The organism is Gilliamella sp. Choc6-1, assembly GCF_001690385.1.
In the GTDB taxonomy this organism is placed as follows: Bacteria; Pseudomonadota; Gammaproteobacteria; order Enterobacterales; family Orbaceae; genus Gilliamella; species Gilliamella apicola_A.
The window spans coordinates 65,214-86,412 of sequence record NZ_LZHI01000046.1; the positions used below are offsets into that span (position 1 = coordinate 65,214).

Below are 21,199 nucleotides of genomic sequence, written 5' to 3' on the forward strand. Positions count from 1 at the left end.
CTAATTTAGTTGATTAGATCAAAAAAGTGTTCTCGGTAATAAACAAGTTCAGCAATTGAGTCACGAATATCATCAAGCGCTTGGTGTGAACTTTGTTTGCTAATCCCTTTTAGTATTTCAGGTTTCCAACGTTTAGCTAATTCTTTAATTGTGCTGACATCTAAATAGCGATAATGAAAATAACTTTCTAAATTAGGCATGTAGTTAAATAAAAAACGACGATCTTGCCCAATAGTATTACCGCAAATTGGAGAGCTGTTTTCTGGTACCCATTGTTTTAAAAATTCGATGGTTTGTTGTTCGGCCTGTTGTTCAGTAATAGTACTTTTGCGAACTCGCTCAATAAGTCCTGATTTGCCATGGGTGTTTTGGTTCCATTCATCCATTAATGCTAATTGCTCATCAGATTGATGAACTGCAATCACAGGACCTTCAGCAAGGATATTTAAGTTAGAATCGGTAACAATGGTTGCGAGCTCAATAATACGATCAGTTATTGGATTGAGTCCAGTCATTTCAAGGTCTATCCAAATTAGATTGTTACTATTAATTTGAGATTGTTTGTTCATAATTTGCTATAGAGATTTTCTTTTTGATACTGAGTAGTGTAGCATAACTGACAATCTGTTTTAGTAAAAAAATGAGTACTATGGCAAAAAATAAACTATCCAATAATCAAAAAAGACGTGTAGCAGCAAAACATCAGCAACGATTAGCAATAAAGAAAGATGAGAGTCTGGCAAATTTTTCATCACCTCGTGACGGTGTAGTAATAAGTCGTTTTGGTAAGTCTGCTGATGTTGAAGATAGTGCAGGTCTTATTTATCGTTGTAGTATTCGTCGCACGTTACCTTCGATAGTCACTGGTGATAAAGTAGTATGGCGCGAAAGTTTAGAGCCAAACACCAATGGTATTATTGAAGCAGTTCACCCAAGACATTCTGAACTTGTCCGACCTGATTTTTATGATGGCGTTAAACCCGTTGCGGCAAATGTAGATCAAATTGTGATTATATCGGCTGTATTGCCAGAGCTGTCTCTTAATATTATTGACCGCTATTTAGTCGCTTGTGAAGCGGTTGATATAAAACCGATTATTATTTTAAATAAAATTGATTTATTAAACGATGCTGAGCGTGAAAATATTGATAACCAATTGGCTATTTATACTAAAATTGGTTATCAAGTGTTGTATGTTTCATGCCAACATCAACAAGGCATTGCTTTGTTACAAGATATTTTACAAGATAAGGTTTCCATTTTAGTAGGACAGTCAGGTGTGGGAAAATCAAGTATTATTAATTTATTGTTACCTTATCAATCACAATCAGTTATAACTGGAGGTATTTCAGAAATATCCGGACTGGGTCAACATACAACCACTTCCTCTCGGCTTTATCACTTACCAAATGGTGGAGATATTATTGACTCACCAGGGATCCGCGAATTCGGTTTATGGCACTTAGAGCCAGAACAAGTAATTAGTGGTTTTAAAGAATTTGATAATTATTTAGGCGGTTGCCACTTTCGCGATTGTAATCACTTTGATACGCCAGGTTGTTTACTACAAAAAGCGGTACAAGATGGTAAAATTGCACCATCAAGGCTTGATAACTATCATCGAATTTTGCAAACAATGCAAGAAGTTAAGGCAAAAACTAACAAAATCTATAAATAATCAGCTTGATTCATTTATAATAAAATTAACTTAAATAAGTTGTATTTGTGTTTGAGTCATTACTGTAATTACTTGCTGCTCACAATTAGAGGTAACCTTTTGAAAGTCATTACTAGATTGTGAGCAATGAATATAATATTTAACATCTATTTTTTTAATGCAAAACCAATAGCTACATATGCCCAACCTTGGAAAATAAGGTCAATACCTAAAAACATACCTAATACCCAAAGACTGTCATATGGCCAACCTGCAATAATCATAAATCCTAAAATTAATGTAATAATCCCTGAGGTTAAAATCCATCCCCAACGAGGTAAATTGCGGTTATTCATAGCAGCAAATATTTGTGTAAAGCCGCTCATAATTAGCAAGAATGAAATCACCAATGTTAAGGCTGATGAAATAGCAACAGGTTGGAAAAATGACATTAGACCAATAAAAATGTATAAAATCCCCATTACTGCCCATAATGCTGACTGACCAAAACCTTTAATGCGAAATGAATGTAGTGCTTGGGCAATACCTGCAATTAAAATTAATGAACCAATAAAATAGACAGAAAAGACGGTTGCCATGAACTGATAGCCTAATGCTAAGCTTCCCAATATAATTAAAATAACACCAACTAAAATAAACCAGTTTGATCTTTCTTTAAGATTGTAGACATTGTTTTCGTTAGATATCATGTTATTTACCTATTTTTATAAGTTAATTTTGGATTTCAAATTAAAACCACTTTTAAGACTCATAGTTTGTCAATGGTGATTTAGTAAATGAAAAGAAAGGTAGTGAAGGTACAATTTATTGCACAGTAATTATGTTTATCCCAACTTTTACCGTGCATATAAAATAGTTAATATAATAAAACTAATTTTAGAATTAATCTTTATCTTTCAGTGCTTCGTCTAGCGTTGAGTAGAACATTAATTTGTTAGAAATTGGAGCAATTTTTGCGCGAGCTAATGTTTTTAATGGCTGAAACTGTAACTCACAAATTGATAGGTCAACATGTTCAGGTAATTCATCTATAAAATGTATTAAAGCATTGAGCCCACCTGCATCAAGAATAGGTACTGCATCCCATTGCAGTACTATGTGTTCATATCCATTAATCTTTTGATAAATTTCTAAAAATGTGCGTTCGGCCGCAGCAAAAAACAGTGGTCCATTAATGCGTAGTGCTAAGGTTCTATCGTTACTGCGATTGAGTTCAACTAAGCGAGTCATGCGTGCGATACGGCGCATAAATAAAATTGAGGCAAGTACAATTCCAAGTGTAATTGCAATCACCATATCAAATAGTACTGTTAGCGACATGCAAATTAGCATAATTAAAATATCATCTTTAGGAGCGCATTTGATAATATAAATGACGCGTTGAACAGCACTCATATTCCATGCCACAATAAGCAACAGTGCAGCCATAGCAGAAAGCGGAATAAATGATAATGCTGGTGCAAAGCAAATCAGCGCAAGTAAAACAACTAAAGAATGCAAAACAGCAGCAATAGGCGAAGTCGCCCCAGCTTTGACATTTGCCGCCGACCGTGCAATCGCTGCTGTTGCTGAAATTCCGCCAAAAAATGGTGCAATAATATTTCCTAAACCTTGACCAATAAGTTCGCTATTTGAGTGATGTTTAGTGTGTGTCATTTCATCTAATACCACAGCACAAAGTAACGACTCAATAGCACATAACATTGCCATAGTTAGCGAAATTGGTAATAAGGCGGTGATTGTTGACCAATCCCAGTTAAATTCAGTATGAAGCCACGGTAAAGAAAATTCTGGTAGCATTGATGGGATACCATGCCTTATGGTATTATCAGATAGTGTATAGATAAATCGTGAACCAATCGTTTCAATTTGATAGCCAAATTGATTAAAAATAAACATGACAGCAATGCCTGCAACCAGTGCCGGTAGATGACCGGATATTTTAAGATTAAGTTTTGGCCATACAATTAATACAATCAGTGTTATTACACCGACTATAGTGTCAGCAATATTAATAGTTGGTAGTGTTTTAGCTAGTTCCATAACTTTACCAATATAACTTTCTGGCATGTGCTCAAGTGTTAAACCAAAAAAATCTTTAATTTGCATGGTTGCGATAGTGATGGCAATGCCTGAAGTAAAACCTAATACAACGGGTAATGGAATATATTCAATTAATCTACCTAATCGTATCAATCCCATTAATACAAGGAATATGCCAGACAGTAATGTTGCAATAAGTAACCCTGATAACCCATATTGTAATGATACAGGGTATAAAATAACCACAAAGGCTGCAGTAGGACCAGAAACACTAAACTTCGAACCTCCCGTTAATGCAATTATGAAGCCCGATATAATTGCAGTATATAGGCCATGCTGTGGGGGGACGCCACTAGCGATTGCTAATGCCATTGCTAATGGTATAGCTATAATACCTACGGTTATGCCTGCAATTAAATCTTTAAGAAAACGTGATGTATTGTAAGGGTTAATTAGGCAAGAAGATATAAATGCACAACTAATTTTAGTGCCAGAAAGACCATATAATTTCATTATTTTAATTAACAGAGGTTATTTGAAATACTTAATAAGATAATCTTTTTTGCGGAAATTGAAAACGAGTTTTTAAGGTAATTCTTTTTTCACAAAAAGAAAAATATTTTTTGCCAAATTGTGATGTTGTCAATTTAATGATGAGACCTTTATATTTTTGAGTTGTATTTAGTTTTACATTCTTACCATTGCTTAAATTAGAGCATGAAGATATTACTTATAATATTTTGTGATTAGCAAATAAATAAAATCAATTAATCGATGTAGGAAAAATTATGTTGATAAACTAAATGGGTTGGGATTTAGATTCATAATCAATCTACTGTGGAGATGTTTAAAATTTCGTAATTGGATAAATGAGGAATGAATACTTATTTACTTAACTTTAATAACCTACTCAGTTGGTATTAATTATTTTAATTAGCAGGCTGTTTTAGTTATTTTTAAACTTGCAACCAAAAAGTGACTGGGCCGTCATTTATCAATGATACTTGCATATTGGCAGCAAATTGTCCTGTTGCTGTTTTGATTTGTTTTTCACATAGCTCGGAAAAAATTTGATAAAGTTTATTGGCTTCATCGGGTTTGGCTCCTTTTGTAAAGCTAGGACGCATACCTTTTTGGGTATCTGCTGCTAGCGTAAATTGGGATACGATTAATACTTCGCCGTTTGCTTGTTTTACATTCAAATTCATTTTTCCGTTATTGTCGTTAAAAATACGATAACCAAGTACTTTTTCACATAATCTGATTGCCTTTTGTTGATTATCATCTTGTTCTATGCCAAGTAAGATCAATAAACCATGATTAATACGTCCAATAACCTGATTATCGACCGATACAGAAGCTTGTTTAACACGTTGAATTAAGGCAATCATAAAATAGTTACTCCAATAGAGATTGATTATTAGACATTTGTTTTTTTTGGCGATTATAATCTGTTAAGGTTGCAGCAAATTCAGCGCCAAATAATACAATACACCAAGAGCAGTAGATCCATGCTAACATAATGGGAATTGTTGATACGACACCATAGATAAGTTGATAAGTTGGAAATGAACTTACATAAAGCGCAAATGCTCGTTTACCTAACTCAAATAATATTGCTGCGACTATTGCTCCAATGAGCGATTCTTTAAGAGGTACTGATTCAGTGGGTATAATGCTATACAATAGCCAAAATCCAATTATTGATATTATAAATGGTAAAGCGCTAAGCATTATATTCCCTGTGGCAGCTGTTGAAATCCATTGCGGAGAAAATATATAGGAACTTACCACCACACTTGATCCAGCTAAAATAGGTCCTAAGGTCAATATTGTCCAGTACATTGTTAGATTATACATAAATGAGCGTTTGCGTTTAGTTTTCCAAATATGATTTAGAGTGGTATTTATTGAGTTGATGAGTAATAATGACGTGATAATCAACCCTATAATACCGAAAAAGGTCATTTTTTTTGTATTAGCAATGAATTGTTCGAGATAATTTTGAATGATATCGCTTGCTGTAGGTACTAGATTACTATAAATTACTCGCTTTAATGATAAGCTAATTTCATCAAACATTGGAAAGGCAGATAACAAGGAAAAAATAACGGTGATAAGTGGAACCAATGCTAGTATTGTAGTATAAGCGAGGCTAGCTGAAGAAGTAGTTAAACGATCTTGATTGATTCGCAACCACAACATTTTTGAGAAGATTTTTATCAGCTTAAATATTTTCATGGTTTTTTATTGGTTAGCAATGATACAATTAGTGGTTATATTATTTTTTAATAAAATCAGTGCATTATTTGCATCATCCCTGCTTGTGTACGGTCCTGCAGTGACGCGATATAATTTTTCTGAAGAGATATTACTATTTATACCAGCCATAGCAAGCCGTGCTCTTAATGTATCAGCATTTGATTTTTCTTTAAATGCACCACATTGTAGTATCCATTTTGATGCCATTTGGGAATTTGTAGATGATGTTGACTTTGTTAGATTTGTTCTTTCTGGCAATAAAGTATTAGATGGTGATTCTGTAGTTATTTTTGAGTTATTGGCAAAACTTTTCAAAATTTGTTGTCGTTCATTAGCAGTAGAATTGGCAAATTGTCCAGAGCTTGCATTTGGTGTTTCTAATGCTTTGAGATATGCCCAACGCTCTTGAGGTTGTTCTGGAAGAGTTATTGCTGGTGGGTTGGTTTTGCTTATGGATTGTGCAATTGCTTTATTAGGTTTATTGTTAGAAACAAAGTAAAGGATAGCAGAAAATAAAGTAATAAGAATAATTGTCATAAATACCATAAGTTTAGGCATGAGCTGTGATTTATTTTTTTTAGGTTGGCTCTTTTTTCTAACATAGTCACGCTGCGCCACAATCTACTCTCTTTTTTATTAGTATTGAATTACAGTTCAGTATACAAATAAAAAAAGTGGCTTTCACCACTTTTTTTATTTTATTAGAAATACAACAATTAACAGAATAAAGTATTAAGCTAATGCTTTAATCTGTTTTATTAAATTCGCTTTATGGCGTGCAGCTTTATTTTTGTGAATTAAGCCACGAGCCGCTTGACGGTCAACAACTGCTTGCATGTCTTTGAATGCTACTTCAGCTGTTTGTTTATCACCAGCTGCAACAGCCGCGTAAACTTTTTTAACATAAGTACGCATCATTGAACGGTTACTAGCATTATGTTTACGGCGCTTTTCAGATTGAACCGCACGTTTCTTAGCTGATTTGATATTAGCCAAAGTCAACTCCCAAGATTAAATAAAATTACATATTAATAAGGCGGCAAAATATGCCTGATTTTCTGCCAATTGTCAATGCTGTTAAATAAAAAATTGCGATTTATAAATTTTATATGCATAACAAGTGTTTACTATTTGAACAATAATGACTATAACTTAGAAAGAATTTTTATGTTAAAATAGTTTAAATTTTATTTTATTTATATTTTATAAGAGGAAGTCTCATGTCTATTATTAGAATGCAAGATCTAGATCTAAAAGGAAAACGCTTATTTATTCGCTCAGATCTTAATGTGCCAGTCAAAAATGGTAAGGTAACTTCCGATGCGCGTATTAAAGCATCATTGCCAACTATAGAAGAGGCCATTAGAAAAGGTGCTAAAGTAATGGTTACTTCTCATATTGGTCGCCCGACAGAAGGAGAGTATAATCCAGAGTTTTCTTTACAGCCTGTTGTTGATTATTTAAAAGAACATGTATCATTCCCTGTTCGTTTAGTAAAAGATTATCTTAATGGCGTAGATGTTAAAGAAGGCGAATTAGTGGTTCTTGAAAATGTTCGTTTTAATATTGGTGAAGGTAAAGATGATGAATCTTTGTCTAAAAAATACGCAGCACTTTGTGATATTTATGTGATGGATGCGTTTGGTACAGCTCACCGAGCTCAAGCTTCCACTCATGGCGCTGGTAAATTTGCTCCAATTGCTTGTGCTGGTCCATTATTAGCAGCTGAACTTGATGCGTTAGGTAAAGCTTTAGATAACCCAGCAAGACCAATGGTTGCTATCGTTGCAGGTTCTAAAGTATCAACAAAATTAACTGTACTTGATTCTTTATCAAAGATTGCTGATCAAATTATTGTCGGTGGTGGTATTGCGAATACTTTTATTGCTGCTGAAGGTTATAATGTAGGTAAATCTCTTTATGAAGCAGATTTAATTCCAGAAGCTAAAAAATTAATGAGTAGTTGTGAAATACCCGTTCCAACCGATGTTCGTGTTGCCACTGAATTTAGTGAAGCAGCAACAGCGACCGAGAAATCAGTTAAAGAAGTTAAAGAAAATGAACAAATCCTTGATTTAGGTGATAAATCAGCAGAAGTATTAGCAAATATGATCAAAAATGCTAAAACCATTTTATGGAATGGCCCAGTGGGTGTTTTTGAATTCCCTAATTTCCGTCGTGGTACTGAAATTGTAGCTAAAGCAATTGCCGATAGCGAAGGTTTTTCAATCGCAGGTGGAGGTGATACATTAGCAGCAATTGATCTATTTGATATTGAGGATAAAATCTCTTATATTTCAACTGGTGGGGGAGCCTTCCTTGAGTTCGTTGAAGGTAAAAAGCTCCCCGCTGTTGCGATGTTAGAAGCTAGAGCAAAAGCGTAGTATTTGAGTTTAGTAAAAGGATGAGGCAACTACTCATCCTTTAATTTTTATAAATAAATTTATAGGTAATAAAATGGTTACTAAGATTTCTGATGTTGTTAAACCTGGTGTTGTCACTGGTGATGATGTTCAAAAAGTATTTCAAATCGCTCGCGAAAATAATTTTGCATTACCTGCGGTTAACTGTGTTGATACGAATACTATTAATGCTGTTATTGAAACAGCAGCAAAAGTAGGTTCTCCTGTTATTGTTCAATTCTCTAATGGTGGATCTCAATTTATTGCTGGCAAAGGTTTAAAATTAGAAGGTCAAGAATGTGCTGTATTGGGTGCTATTTCTGGTGCAAAGCATGTTCATCTTATGGCTGAAAAATATGGTGTTCCAGTTATTGTTCATACTGATCATTGTGCTAAAAAATTACTTCCATGGGTTGATGGATTACTTGATGCTGGCGAAACTCATTTTGCAAAAACAGGTAAACCTTTATTTTCTTCTCATATGATTGACCTTTCAGAAGAATCATTAAAAGATAATATTGATATTTGTTGCCAATATCTTGCTCGTATGTCAGCAATGAAAATGACTTTAGAGTTAGAGTTAGGATGTACAGGTGGTGAAGAAGATGGTGTTGACAATAGCCATATGGATAGTTCAGCACTTTATACGCAACCAGAAGATGTGGCTTATGCTTATGAACGTTTAAGTGCTATCAGTCCTAGGTTTACTATTGCAGCTTCATTTGGTAATGTGCATGGAGTTTATAAACCAGGTAATGTAAAATTGACCCCCAAAATTTTAGATAACTCACAAAAATATGTATCTGAAAAATATAATTTACCAGCCAAATCATTAAACTTTGTATTTCATGGTGGATCAGGTTCTACGTCAGAAGAAATTGCTGAAGCAGTAAGTTATGGTGTAATTAAAATGAATATTGATACAGATACCCAATGGGCTAACTGGTCTGGTATTTTAAATTACTACAAAGCAAATGAAGCTTACTTACAGGGTCAATTAGGTAACCCAGAAGGTGTTGATGCCCCAAATAAAAAATATTACGATCCACGAGTATGGTTACGCAAAGGGCAAGATTCATTAGTTGCTCGTTTAGAACTTGCATTTAAAGAACTTAATGCTATTGATGTGCTTTAACCATTATTTAATTTTTTTAATATAAGCAGGGCAATTTTTCCTGCTTATATTTTTGATTGCTAATAAATAGGGCTTGCATTTATTTATTAGTTGTAGGATAATTTCGCCCTCATTTAACTTAGGGGAGCTGTCTGTTTATTAGTAATTTATTAATAGAAGAGGCGTTTGTACCCGAGAAAAGGAAACTAAAATGGCAAAAAAAGTACAAGCTTACATCAAGTTGCAAGTAGCAGCTGGTGCAGCTAATCCAAGTCCACCAGTTGGTCCGGCACTTGGTCAACATGGTGTAAATATCATGGAATTCTGTAAAGCGTTTAATGCTAAAACAGAAAGTATGGAAAAAGGTTTACCTATACCAGTAGTAATTTCTGTGTATTCTGACCGTTCATTTACATTTGTAACTAAAACTCCTCCTGCAGCTGTTTTATTAAAGAAAGCTGCTAAAATTAAGTCAGGTTCTGGTGAGCCTAATAAGAAAAAAGTAGGTAAAGTTACAAGCACTCAAATTCGTGAAATTGCTGAATTAAAGGCTGCAGATATGAATGGTTCTACCATTGAAACGATGATGCGTTCTATCGAAGGAACAGCGCGTTCAATGGGTCTGGAAGTGGAGGGTTAATTCATGGCTAAATTATCTAAAAAAGCTAAACTTATCCGCGAAAAAGTGAATGCAACCAAACAATATGAAATTAATGAAGCGATTGCTTTGTTAAAAGAGTTGGCTACAGCTAAATTTACCGAAAGCGTCGATGTTGCGGTTAATTTGGGTATTGATTCACGTAAATCAGATCAAAATGTTCGTGGTGCTATAGTGTTGCCTCATGGGACAGGGCGTAGTGTTCGAGTTGCTGTATTTACTCAAGGGGCAAACGCTGAAGCAGCTAGAGAAGCCGGTGCTGAATTAGTAGGCATGGATGATCTTGCAGATCAAATTAAAAAAGGCGAAATGAACTTTGATGTGGTTATTGCTTCACCAGATGCTATGCGAGTTGTTGGTCAGTTAGGTCAAATTTTAGGACCACGTGGTTTAATGCCAAACCCTAAAGTCGGCACTGTAACACCTAACGTTGCAGAAGCTGTTAAAAATGCTAAAGCTGGTCAAATTCGTTACCGTAATGATAAAAATGGTATTATTCACACTACAATTGGTAAAGCTGATTTTGATGCAGATAAACTTAAAGAAAATTTAGAAGCAATACTTGTTGCCTTAAAACGTGCAAAACCGGCATCTTCTAAAGGTGTGTTTGTGAAAAAAGTTAGTCTTTCTACTACAATGGGTGCTGGTGTTACCATAGATCAAACAACATTGAGTACAACTGTTTAATTATCTTTTTGATTAGATAGTGAAAAATCGGTTGGTGTCTGGCCTTAACCAGACCCCGTCCAAGACCGTAGGTGTAATTGATATCTAATTGCTTAATTTTCCTACGTAGACGGTGACAGAACCTGATAGATATAATAGAAGGATTCTGCTCATCGTGGTTGTGCTAACTACATGTGTAGTTAGTTTAAATAAGTCTAGGCTTTGCCTAGTTTTAATCCAGGAGCAAAACCAATGGCACTAAATCTTCAAAATAAACAAGAGATTGTTGCTGAAGTTAATGAAATCGCCAAAGGTGCGCTATCTGCAGTTATTGCTGATTCTCGTGGCGTAACTGTAGAAAAAATGACTGCATTACGTAAATCTGCTCGTGAAGCTGGTGTCTATATGCGTGTTGTTCGTAATACGCTATTACGCCGTGTTGTTGAGGGCACTCAATATGAGTGCTTAAAAGATACGTTTGTTGGTCCTACTCTAATTGCATTTTCAAATGAGCACCCAGGTGCTGCAGCACGTATTTTTAAAGCGTTTGCTAAGGAAAATGATAAATTTGAGATTAAAGCCGCAGCCTTTGAAGGTGAGTTAATTACTGCAGCGAACATTGATCGCTTAGCAACATTACCTACCTATGAAGAAGCATTAGCTCGCTTGATGTCAACCATGAAAGAAGCCGCAGCTGGCAAATTGGTTCGTACTCTTGCAGCAGTTCGCGATCAAAAAGAAGCAGCTTAATTGCATTATGATTGTGAATTTTATTAATTAAAATTGTAAATTTGGGAAACTATATTATGTCTATCACTAAAGAACAAATTTTAGATGCAGTCGCAGAAATGTCTGTAATGGACGTTGTTGAACTTGTATCAATGATGGAAGAAAAGTTTGGCGTTTCTGCAGCAGCAGCTGTTGCCGTTGCTGCCGCAGGTCCAGCTGAAGCAGCAGAAGAAAAAACCGAGTTTGATGTAATCTTAAAAGATGTTGGTGCAAACAAAGTAGCTGTTATCAAAGCAGTTCGTGGTGCAACAGGCTTAGGCTTAAAAGAAGCTAAAGATCTTGTTGAATCAGCTCCAGCTACAGTTAAAGAAGGTATTAGTAAAGCTGATGCTGAAGAGCTTAAAAAGTCACTTGAAGAATCTGGTGCAGTTGTCGAACTTAAGTAAATTAATCGATGGCAAGCTAAATGGCTGGGGGTTTTTACCTCCAGCCTTTTTGCGCTGTAACAATCTGAAGAATTTTATTTGAAGACTATCAGTAAAAAGCAATAAAGAAATAGTATATCTAATAAGCCTAATCAATTGATATTTATAGATATTTCGATGAGGTGTCAGGCGTTATTATTTAATAGTAGTACCCTGATGAATATTTAATCATGCTAAAAAAATAGCAGATAAGCAAGTTGAGGAACTAATGGTTTACTCTTATACCGAGAAAAAACGAATTCGTAAGAATTTTGGTAAGCGTCCACAAGTCTTGGATATACCGTATCTTCTTTCTATTCAACTTGATTCGTTCCAGAAATTTATTGAGCAAGACCCTGAAGGCCAATACGGTTTAGAAGCCGCTTTTCGTTCAATATTTCCGATAAAAAGTTATAGTGGTAACGCTGAGTTACAATACGTGAGCTTTAAAATGGGCGAACCTGTGTTTGATGTTAAAGAATGTCAAATTAGAGGGATCACTTACTCAGCACCATTGCGCGTAAAATTACGTTTAGTTATTTATGATAAAGATGCACCAGAAGGAACAGTAAAAGATATTAAAGAACAAGACGTCTATATGGGTGAAATTCCTTTAATGACAGACAATGGTACATTTGTGATCAATGGTACTGAACGCGTTATTGTTTCACAGTTACATCGTAGTCCTGGTGTGTTCTTTGATAGTGATAAAGGTAAAACGCACTCTTCTGGGAAAGTTTTATATAATGCTCGGATTATTCCTTATCGTGGCTCTTGGCTTGATTTTGAATTTGATCCAAAAGATAATCTTTTTGCTCGTATTGACCGTCGTCGTAAACTTCCAGCGACAATAATTTTGCGTGCGCTAGGTTATGAAACAGAAGAAATTTTAGATATCTTCTTCGAAAAAACGTTTTTTGAAGTAGGCAAATCCAAACTAAAAATGGATCTTGTGCCTGAGCGTTTACGTGGGGAAACTGCACTTTTTGATATTGAAGCAAAAGGTAAAACTTATGTAGAAAAAGGGCGCCGTATTACAGCTCGTCACATTCGTGAATTAGAAAAAGATAAAGTTAGCAAAATTGATGTGCCAGTTGAATATATCGTTAACAAAGTACTTGCAAAAAATTATGTTAATGAAGCGACAGGTGAAGTTATTGCCTTTGCCAATACACCAATTTCATTAGAATTATTACTAGAATTAACTAATGCTGGTCACAAAAAAATTGAAACATTATTTACTAATGACCTTGATCATGGTTCATTTATTTCTGAAACACTGAATGTTGATTCAACTCGTGACCGTCTAGGTGCGCTAGTTGAAATTTATCGTATGATGCGCCCTGGTGAACCACCAACAAAAGAAGCTGCTGAAGCGCTATTCGATAATTTATTCTTCTCTGATGAACGTTATGATTTATCAGCTGTTGGCAGGATGAAATTTAACCGTTCTTTAGGCCGTGACGATATTGAAGGTGAAAGCGTTTTAACAAAAGATGATATCATCGATGTTATGAAAAAGCTTATTAGTATCCGTAATGGTCATGGTGACGTGGATGATATTGATCATTTGGGCAACCGCCGTATACGTAGTGTGGGTGAAATGGCTGAAAACCAATTCCGTATTGGTCTAGTTCGTGTAGAACGAGCAGTTAAAGAACGTTTATCATTAGGCGATCTTGATTCACTAATGCCACAAGATATGATTAATGCTAAACCAATTTCAGCAGCGATTCGTGAGTTCTTTGGATCAAGCCAGTTATCACAATTCATGGATCAAAATAATCCATTGTCGGAAATTACACACAAACGCCGTATTTCTGCATTAGGTCCTGGTGGCTTAACTCGTGAGCGCGCAGGATTCGAAGTTCGTGACGTACATCCTACTCACTATGGTCGGGTTTGTCCGATTGAGACACCTGAAGGTCCAAATATCGGTTTGATTAACTCGCTAGCAGTTTATTCTCGGACTAATGAGTATGGCTTCTTAGAAACACCGTATCGCCGTGTGATTGATGGTGTTGTAACTGATGAAATTAACTATTTATCAGCGATTGATGAGAGTGAGTTTGTTATTGCTCAGGCTAACTCCAATCTAGATGATGCAGGCCGTTTTAAAGAAGAATTAGTGACTTGTCGTTTAAATGGTGAATCTGGATTATATACCCCGGATCAAGTTCACTATATGGATGTATCAACTCAACAAATTGTATCGGTTGGTGCTTCATTAATTCCATTCTTAGAGCATGATGATGCGAACCGTGCTTTAATGGGGGCAAACATGCAACGTCAAGCTGTGCCAACGTTAAAAGCTGAAAAGCCGTTTGTTGGGACTGGTATGGAACGTGCAGTAGCTGTTGACTCAGGTGTAACAGCGGTTGCTCGTCGTGGTGGTACAGTTCAATATGTTGATGCTTCTCGTATTGTTGTTAATGTTAATGTTGATGAAATATATGCTGGTGAAACAGGTATTGATATTTATAACTTAACTAAATATACCCGTTCTAACCAAAATACGTGCATCAACCAAATTCCATGTGTGGAACTGGGTGAAAAAGTTGAACGTGGCGATGTACTTGCAGACGGCCCATCGACAGACTTAGGTGAATTAGCATTAGGTCAAAATATGCGAGTGGCATTTATGCCATGGAATGGTTATAACTTCGAGGATTCTATTTTAGTTTCTGAAAAAGTGGTACAAGATGACCGTTTTACTTCAATTCATATTCAAGAATTATCTTGTATCTCTCGAGACACCAAATTAGGTGCTGAAGAAATTACTGCTGATATTCCAAATGTAGGCGAAGCAGCATTATCTAAACTTGATGAATCAGGGATTGTATATATTGGTGCTGAGGTTAAAGGTGGTGATATTCTTGTTGGTAAAGTAACACCAAAAGGCGAAACACAATTAACCCCAGAAGAAAAACTACTTCGTGCGATTTTTGGTGAAAAAGCTTCTGACGTTAAAGATACTTCTTTACGTGTTCCAAATGGAGTTTCAGGTACAGTAATTGATGTTCAAGTCTTTACTCGAGATGGCGTACAAAAAGATAAACGTGCGCTTGAAATTGAAGAGATGCAACTTAAGCAGGCAAGAAAAGATTTAACTGAAGAACTTAAAATCTTAGAGGCTGCATTGTTTGCTCGCATTCGTGAGGTACTAATTTCAGGCGGGATCAAAGCTGATAAATTGGATACTTTACCACATGAAAAATGGTTAACAATTGGTATTGCAGACGAAGATAAACAAGCCCAATTAGAACAGTTGGCTGAACAGTACGATGAAATCAAAACAGAGTTTAACAAAAAACTTGAAGCAAAACGCATGAAGATCACTCAAGGTGATGATTTACAGCCTGGTGTTCTTAAAATCGTTAAAGTTTACTTGGCAGTTAAACGTCAAATTCAGCCGGGTGATAAGATGGCTGGTCGTCATGGTAACAAAGGGGTTATTTCAAAAATTAACCCAATTGAAGATATGCCATATGATGAAAAAGGTCGTCCAGTTGATATCGTATTGAATCCGCTAGGTGTTCCGTCCCGTATGAATATTGGACAGATCTTAGAAACTCATTTGGGTATGGCCGCTAAAGGTATTGGTCAGAAGATTGATGCTATGCTAAAAGAACAGCAGGAATTAGCTAAATTACGTGAATTTATTCAAAAAGCGTATGATCTTGGTTTAGGTGCTGCGCAAAAAGTTAATGTTGCAGAATTTACTGATCAAGAAGTGATGACTTTAGCACAAAATTTACGTAATGGTATGCCATTAGCAACACCTGTATTTGATGGTGCTAAAGAGCAAGAAATTAAGGCATTACTAGAGCTGGGTGACTTACCAACTTCTGGTCAAATTACTTTGTATGATGGTCGTACGGGTGAAAAATTTGAACGTCCAGTTACTGTAGGTTATATGTATATGCTCAAATTGAATCACTTAGTTGATGACAAAATGCATGCTCGTTCTACTGGTTCATACAGTCTGGTTACTCAACAGCCATTGGGTGGTAAAGCTCAATTTGGTGGTCAACGTTTTGGTGAGATGGAAGTGTGGGCACTTGAAGCATATGGTGCAGCTTATACATTACAAGAAATGTTAACTGTTAAATCAGATGACGTAAACGGTCGAACTAAAATGTATAAAAATATTGTAGATGGTGATCATCGTATGGAACCTGCGATCCCAGAATCATTTAATGTACTATTAAAAGAGATTCGTTCGCTAGGTATAAATATAGAGTTAGATGAAGAGTAATTTTTGCTAACTTAAATGATTTCTATTTATAGGGATAACTTATTAGTAATAATAAGTTATCTAATTGGTTTAACTCCATAGGAGTCAATTGTGAAAGACTTATTAAAGTTTCTAAAAGCACAAACAAAAACTGAAGACTTTGATGCTATCAAGATAGGCCTTGCTTCTCCTGATATGATTCGCTCATGGTCTTTTGGTGAAGTCAAAAAACCTGAAACAATCAATTATCGTACGTTCAAACCTGAACGTGATGGATTGTTTTGTGCACGTATTTTCGGACCAGTAAAAGATTATGAATGTTTATGTGGAAAATATAAACGTCTAAAACACCGTGGTGTTATTTGTGAAAAATGTGGAGTTGAAGTAACTCAAGCTAAAGTACGTCGTGAACGTATGGGACATATTGAACTTGCGTCACCTACAGCTCATATTTGGTTTTTAAAATCATTACCATCTCGTATTGGTTTATTACTTGATATGCCACTTCGTGATATTGAACGTGTCCTTTATTTTGAATCATTTATGGTTCTTGATGGAGGAATGACAAATCTTGAACGTGGTCAGATCTTAACTGAAGAACAATATTTAGATGCGTTAGAAGAATTTGGTGACGAATTTGATGCTCGCATGGGCGCAGAAGCTATTCAAGAGCTACTACGAAATATTGATGTTCAAGCAGAATGTGAAGCTTTACGTGATGAATTAGCAACGACTAATTCAGAAACTAAACGCAAAAAAATAACTAAACGAATTAAAATTATTGAAGCATTTATTCAGTCTGAAAATAAACCTGAATGGATGATTCTAAATGTATTACCTGTATTGCCGCCGGATTTACGTCCATTAGTGCCACTTGATGGTGGTCGTTTTGCAACGTCAGATCTTAATGACCTTTATCGTCGAGTGATTAATCGTAATAACCGTTTAAAACGTTTATTGGATTTAGCTGCACCAGATATCATTGTACGTAATGAAAAACGGATGTTACAAGAATCTGTTGATGCATTATTAGACAATGGTCGCCGTGGACGAGCTATTACTGGTTCCAACAAACGTCCATTAAAATCACTTGCTGATATGATCAAAGGTAAGCAAGGTCGTTTCCGTCAAAATCTGTTAGGTAAACGTGTTGATTATTCTGGTCGTTCTGTAATTACTGTTGGTCCATACTTGCATTTGCATCAGTGTGGTTTACCGAAGAAAATGGCACTTGAATTATTCAAACCATTTATTTACGGGAAACTAGAACGTCGCGGTTATGCAACAACCATTAAAGCAGCAAAGAAAATGGTTGAGCGTGAAGATGCAGTTGTTTGGGATATTTTAGATGAAGTTATTCGTGAACACCCAGTATTATTAAATCGTGCACCAACATTGCATAGATTAGGTATTCAAGCATTTGAACCGATTTTAATTGAAGGTAAAGCAATTCAATTGCACCCATTGGTTTGTGCAGCATTTAATGCTGACTTTGATGGTGACCAAATGGCGGTTCACGTTCCATTAACGTTAGAAGCACAGTTAGAAGCACGTGCATTAATGATGTCAACCAACAATATCCTTTCACCTGCGAGTGGTGAGCCTATCATCGTTCCTTCACAGGATGTGGTTTTAGGTCTTTACTATATGACTCGTGATAAAGTTAATGCTAAAGGTGAGGGAATGGTATTAACTGGTCCTAAAGAAGCTGAAAAGTTATACCGTTTAGGTCTAGTTGAATTACATGCTAAGGTTAAGGTTCGTATTACTGAAAGTCAATGCAATAACGTTGGAGAATGGGAAGAAACGACTTCACTTATTGATACAACGGTCGGTCGAGCAATTTTGTGGTTAATCATGCCTAAAGGGATGAACTTCTCAGTTATCAATCAACCGCTTGGTAAAAAAGCAATCTCTAAGATTTTAAATATTTGCTATCGCCAATTAGGTATGAAAGAAACGGTAATTTTAGCAGATCAAATTATGTATACAGGATTTGCATATGCTGCGCGTTCAGGTGTGTCAGTTGGTATTGATGATATGGAAATCCCTGCCAAGAAAATACAAATCATCAATGAAGCCGAAATTGAAGTTGCTGAAATACAAGAGCAATTCCAATCAGGTTTAGTAACAGCCGGTGAACGTTATAACAAAGTTATTGATATTTGGGCAGCAGCTAATGAACGTGTTGCTAAAGCGATGATGGATAACTTATCAACTGAAAAAGTCATTAACCGTGAAGGTGAAGAAGAAGCTCAATCTTCTTTCAATAGTATCTATATGATGGCGGATTCAGGTGCGCGTGGTTCCGCAGCTCAAATTCGTCAGCTTGCAGGTATGCGTGGTTTGATGGCAAAACCAGATGGTTCGATTATCGAAACTCCTATCACTGCAAACTTCCGTGAAGGGTTAAACGTACTTCAATACTTTATTTCTACTCATGGAGCGCGTAAAGGTCTTGCTGATACTGCATTAAAAACAGCAAACTCAGGCTACTTAACTCGACGTCTAGTTGATGTTGCACAAGATTTAGTGGTAATTGAAGACGATTGTGGTACCTTAGAAGGTGTGGTTATGACACCAGTTATCGAAGGTGGTGATGTTAAAGAGCCACTTCGTGAGCGTGTATTAGGTCGAGTTACAGCTGAAGATGTATTAAAACCAGGTAGTGCAGATATCTTAATTCCACGTAATACATTACTTGATGAAAGTAAGTGTGACTTACTGGAAGCTGAATCGATTGATAGTGTAAAAGTGCGTTCTGTGGTTTCGTGTGATACTGATTTCGGTGTTTGTGCAAAATGTTATGGTCGTGACTTAGCTCGAGGTCACTTAGTGAACAAAGGTGAAGCCATCGGCGTTATTGCTGCGCAGTCAATTGGCGAACCAGGTACTCAGTTAACCATGCGTACGTTCCATATTGGTGGAGCGGCATCGCGAGCAGCTGCTGAATCAAGTGTACAAGTTAAAAACAAAGGTAGTATTAAATTAACTAATGCTAAATTTGTAACTAATCCAGATAAGAAATTGGTTATAACTTCACGTAATGCTGAATTAACCATTATTGATGACTTAGGTCGAATGAAAGAAACCTATAAAGTTCCTTACGGTTCGATTTTAAGCAAAGGTAATGGTGTAGCAGTTGATGCAGGTGAAACTGTTGCTAACTGGGATCCACATACAATGCCAGTTATTTCTGAAGCAAAAGGTTTTGTTCGTTTTGTTGATATGGTTGATGGGCAAACTATTACTCGCCAAACTGATGAATTAACTGGTTTATCATCTATTGTGATATTAGATGTGGCAGAACGTACTGGTGTGGGTAAAGATTTACGTCCAGCAATTAAAATTGTTGATGCTAAAGGTAAAGATATCTATCTTGCTGGTACAGAAATGCTTGCACAATACTTTTTACCAGGTAAAGCGTTAGTACAGCTAGAGGATGGTGCAGAAATCAATATTGGTGACACTCTTGCTCGTATTCCACAAGCATCTGTCGGAACCAAAGATATTACCGGTGGTTTACCACGTGTTGCAGACTTATTTGAAGCACGTAAGCCAAAAGAACCAGCTATTTTGGCTGAAATTGATGGTATTATTTCATTTGGTAAAGAAACGAAAGGTAAACGTCGCTTAATTATTACTCCGTTAGATGGTAGTGAACCATATGAAGAAATGATTCCAAAATGGCGTCAACTTAACGTTTTTGAAGGCGAACAAGTTGGTCGTGGAGATGTAATTTCTGATGGACCTGAATCAGCTCATGATATTTTACGTCTACGTGGTGTTAATGCGGTAACTCGTTATATTGTAAACGAAGTTCAAGAAGTTTATCGTTTGCAAGGTGTAAAAATTAACGATAAACATATTGAAGTTATCGTACGTCAAATGTTACGTAAAGCAACAGTTATTCGTCCAGGTGGTTCTCGCTTGCTTGAAGGTGAACAACTTGAAGTTTCACGCTTGAAGATTATCAACCGTGAACTTGAAGCACAAGGTAAAGAGCCAATTGTTTACTTACACGACTTACTAGGTATTACTAAAGCCTCGTTAACGACTGAATCGTTTATTTCTGCGGCTTCGTTCCAAGAAACAACTCGCGTCTTAACTGAAGCTGCGGTAGCTGGTAAAAATGATGAATTACGTGGCTTAAAAGAAAACGTAATTGTTGGCCGATTAATTCCAGCAGGTACAGGTTATGCTTACCATAAGGAACGTTTACGTAAACGAGCAATGCCATCAACTGATGAGATTCAAACAACAATTTCAGCAGAGGAAGCAACAGCTAACTTAGCTGAACTACTTAATTCTGCAGAAGAAAATCAATAGTCAGTAATACTAATTTATTAAAATAGCACGCAATCATACGTGCTATTTTTTTTATGTAATAATATAGTTTTAAAATTAAATCAGATAGTGAAGATATCTTCATTGAGGTATGGCGTAATCGGTGACAGTGATTTAAATGTGAGATAAAAGGTTTTAATCATTTTTGCTTTTTAACAGGAAAAATAGAAGATAATTATATGTTATTTTCAACATTTGTTTAGTGGAAAACAAAAACTGATTCTGAAGCTTGAGTCAATTCAGGCAATTTCAAAAATACTCATAGTAATACCAACAGTAGACTAATCCACCAAGATATTTATTGAGAACTAGCAAAATTAGAATGTTTAGAAAGTATTTTATAATTATAAAATATTAACCAATAACAATAATGTCATATTAAAATAACAGTGCCATGAGCAATAATTAATCAATAAATTTGATAATAATAAGTATCTTTTACTAAAAAAGCTATTACATAAGACAACGCTATATATAAAATAAGAACTAGCAAGCCTTAGAACAACCGACATAATCGTAAAATCATTTTTATGTTCTATAAGAACTCTATTATTGTTGATACATGTAACACTAGTCTGTTTATAGATTAAAATATAAAT

Annotated in this window: 16 protein-coding genes; 9 read left to right on the forward strand and 7 right to left on the reverse strand. The window is 35.7% G+C overall.

The genetic code is table 11. The annotated features are described in order from the left end of the window. Window positions 1-5: 5 nt before the first annotated feature. Complete coding sequence (gene orn / locus A9G36_RS06905) at window positions 6-569, reverse strand: oligoribonuclease (RefSeq protein ID WP_065568674.1); 564 nt, start codon at window positions 567-569, stop codon at window positions 6-8. A gap of 80 nt (window positions 570-649) precedes the next feature. Between orn and rsgA the strand changes: the two genes are divergently transcribed. Further along, on the forward strand, window positions 650-1,678 hold the full coding sequence (rsgA, locus tag A9G36_RS06910; RefSeq protein WP_065568673.1) for a small ribosomal subunit biogenesis GTPase RsgA: 1,029 nt from the start codon (window positions 650-652) through the stop codon (window positions 1,676-1,678). 146 nt (window positions 1,679-1,824) lie between these two features. On the opposite strand, the gene A9G36_RS06915 is transcribed toward rsgA, so the two are convergent. The 6 genes from A9G36_RS06915 to rpsT form a co-directional block, all read right to left on the reverse strand. Next, window positions 1,825-2,367 carry an HdeD family acid-resistance protein gene (locus A9G36_RS06915; RefSeq protein ID WP_065568672.1) on the reverse strand — a complete coding sequence of 181 codons (543 nt, stop codon included), beginning with the start codon at window positions 2,365-2,367 and terminating at the stop codon, window positions 1,825-1,827. A gap of 193 nt (window positions 2,368-2,560) precedes the next feature. Then, window positions 2,561-4,234, reverse strand: coding sequence for a C4-dicarboxylic acid transporter DauA (gene dauA, locus A9G36_RS06920; RefSeq protein ID WP_065585551.1), 1,674 nt, complete (start codon window positions 4,232-4,234; stop codon window positions 2,561-2,563). A 443-nt stretch (window positions 4,235-4,677) separates the two neighbouring features. Continuing rightward, on the reverse strand, window positions 4,678-5,112 hold the full coding sequence (gene dtd, locus A9G36_RS06925; protein WP_034948234.1) for a D-aminoacyl-tRNA deacylase: 435 nt from the start codon (window positions 5,110-5,112) through the stop codon (window positions 4,678-4,680). A gap of 7 nt (window positions 5,113-5,119) precedes the next feature. Continuing rightward, window positions 5,120-5,962: a virulence factor BrkB family protein gene (locus A9G36_RS06930; protein ID WP_034948232.1), complete on the reverse strand. Its 843-nt coding sequence runs from the start codon at window positions 5,960-5,962 to the stop codon at window positions 5,120-5,122. A 6-nt stretch (window positions 5,963-5,968) separates the two neighbouring features. After that, entirely contained in the window at window positions 5,969-6,601 is a 633-nt protein-coding gene (locus tag A9G36_RS06935) for an SPOR domain-containing protein (protein ID WP_034948230.1), read from the reverse strand. 114 nt (window positions 6,602-6,715) lie between these two features. Further along, window positions 6,716-6,979 carry a 30S ribosomal protein S20 gene (rpsT, locus tag A9G36_RS06940; protein WP_034948227.1) on the reverse strand — a complete coding sequence of 88 codons (264 nt, stop codon included), beginning with the start codon at window positions 6,977-6,979 and terminating at the stop codon, window positions 6,716-6,718. Window positions 6,980-7,203: 224 nt separating this feature from the next. Between rpsT and pgk the strand changes: the two genes are divergently transcribed. From pgk to rpoC, 8 genes are all read left to right on the forward strand, one after another. Next, window positions 7,204-8,367: a phosphoglycerate kinase gene (gene pgk, locus A9G36_RS06945; protein WP_034948222.1), complete on the forward strand. Its 1,164-nt coding sequence runs from the start codon at window positions 7,204-7,206 to the stop codon at window positions 8,365-8,367. Window positions 8,368-8,440: 73 nt separating this feature from the next. After that, window positions 8,441-9,520 carry a class II fructose-bisphosphate aldolase gene (fbaA, locus tag A9G36_RS06950; protein ID WP_034948216.1) on the forward strand — a complete coding sequence of 360 codons (1,080 nt, stop codon included), beginning with the start codon at window positions 8,441-8,443 and terminating at the stop codon, window positions 9,518-9,520. 190 nt (window positions 9,521-9,710) lie between these two features. Next, window positions 9,711-10,139 carry a 50S ribosomal protein L11 gene (gene rplK, locus A9G36_RS06955; RefSeq protein ID WP_034948212.1) on the forward strand — a complete coding sequence of 143 codons (429 nt, stop codon included), beginning with the start codon at window positions 9,711-9,713 and terminating at the stop codon, window positions 10,137-10,139. Window positions 10,140-10,142: 3 nt separating this feature from the next. Beyond that, window positions 10,143-10,844 carry a 50S ribosomal protein L1 gene (gene rplA / locus A9G36_RS06960; protein ID WP_034948207.1) on the forward strand — a complete coding sequence of 234 codons (702 nt, stop codon included), beginning with the start codon at window positions 10,143-10,145 and terminating at the stop codon, window positions 10,842-10,844. Between the two features lie 231 nt (window positions 10,845-11,075). Beyond that, complete coding sequence (gene rplJ, locus A9G36_RS06965; RefSeq protein WP_065585552.1) at window positions 11,076-11,573, forward strand: 50S ribosomal protein L10; 498 nt, start codon at window positions 11,076-11,078, stop codon at window positions 11,571-11,573. Between the two features lie 56 nt (window positions 11,574-11,629). Next, entirely contained in the window at window positions 11,630-11,998 is a 369-nt protein-coding gene (rplL, locus tag A9G36_RS06970) for a 50S ribosomal protein L7/L12 (protein ID WP_034948204.1), read from the forward strand. Between the two features lie 247 nt (window positions 11,999-12,245). Then, window positions 12,246-16,274, forward strand: coding sequence for a DNA-directed RNA polymerase subunit beta (gene rpoB / locus A9G36_RS06975; RefSeq protein WP_065585553.1), 4,029 nt, complete (start codon window positions 12,246-12,248; stop codon window positions 16,272-16,274). A gap of 90 nt (window positions 16,275-16,364) precedes the next feature. After that, window positions 16,365-20,582, forward strand: a complete 4,218-nt coding sequence (gene rpoC, locus A9G36_RS06980) for a DNA-directed RNA polymerase subunit beta' (RefSeq protein ID WP_065574141.1) — start codon at window positions 16,365-16,367, stop codon at window positions 20,580-20,582. Window positions 20,583-21,199 lie beyond the last annotated feature (617 nt).

What these genes read in the sequence shown, in the direction of transcription:
- orn (WP_065568674.1), bottom strand. Translation starts at nt 569, where the DNA reads ATGAACAAACAATCTCAAATTAATAGTAACAATCTAATTTGGATAGAC.
- rsgA (WP_065568673.1), top strand. Translation starts at nt 650, where the DNA reads ATGGCAAAAAATAAACTATCCAATAATCAAAAAAGACGTGTAGCAGCA.
- A9G36_RS06915 (WP_065568672.1), bottom strand. Translation starts at nt 2,367, where the DNA reads ATGATATCTAACGAAAACAATGTCTACAATCTTAAAGAAAGATCAAAC.
- dauA (WP_065585551.1), bottom strand. Translation starts at nt 4,234, where the DNA reads ATGAAATTATATGGTCTTTCTGGCACTAAAATTAGTTGTGCATTTATA.
- dtd (WP_034948234.1), bottom strand. Translation starts at nt 5,112, where the DNA reads ATGATTGCCTTAATTCAACGTGTTAAACAAGCTTCTGTATCGGTCGAT.
- A9G36_RS06930 (WP_034948232.1), bottom strand. Translation starts at nt 5,962, where the DNA reads ATGAAAATATTTAAGCTGATAAAAATCTTCTCAAAAATGTTGTGGTTG.
- pgk (WP_034948222.1), top strand. Translation starts at nt 7,204, where the DNA reads ATGTCTATTATTAGAATGCAAGATCTAGATCTAAAAGGAAAACGCTTA.
- fbaA (WP_034948216.1), top strand. Translation starts at nt 8,441, where the DNA reads ATGGTTACTAAGATTTCTGATGTTGTTAAACCTGGTGTTGTCACTGGT.
- rplK (WP_034948212.1), top strand. Translation starts at nt 9,711, where the DNA reads ATGGCAAAAAAAGTACAAGCTTACATCAAGTTGCAAGTAGCAGCTGGT.
- rplA (WP_034948207.1), top strand. Translation starts at nt 10,143, where the DNA reads ATGGCTAAATTATCTAAAAAAGCTAAACTTATCCGCGAAAAAGTGAAT.
- rplJ (WP_065585552.1), top strand. Translation starts at nt 11,076, where the DNA reads ATGGCACTAAATCTTCAAAATAAACAAGAGATTGTTGCTGAAGTTAAT.
- rplL (WP_034948204.1), top strand. Translation starts at nt 11,630, where the DNA reads ATGTCTATCACTAAAGAACAAATTTTAGATGCAGTCGCAGAAATGTCT.
- rpoB (WP_065585553.1), top strand. Translation starts at nt 12,246, where the DNA reads ATGGTTTACTCTTATACCGAGAAAAAACGAATTCGTAAGAATTTTGGT.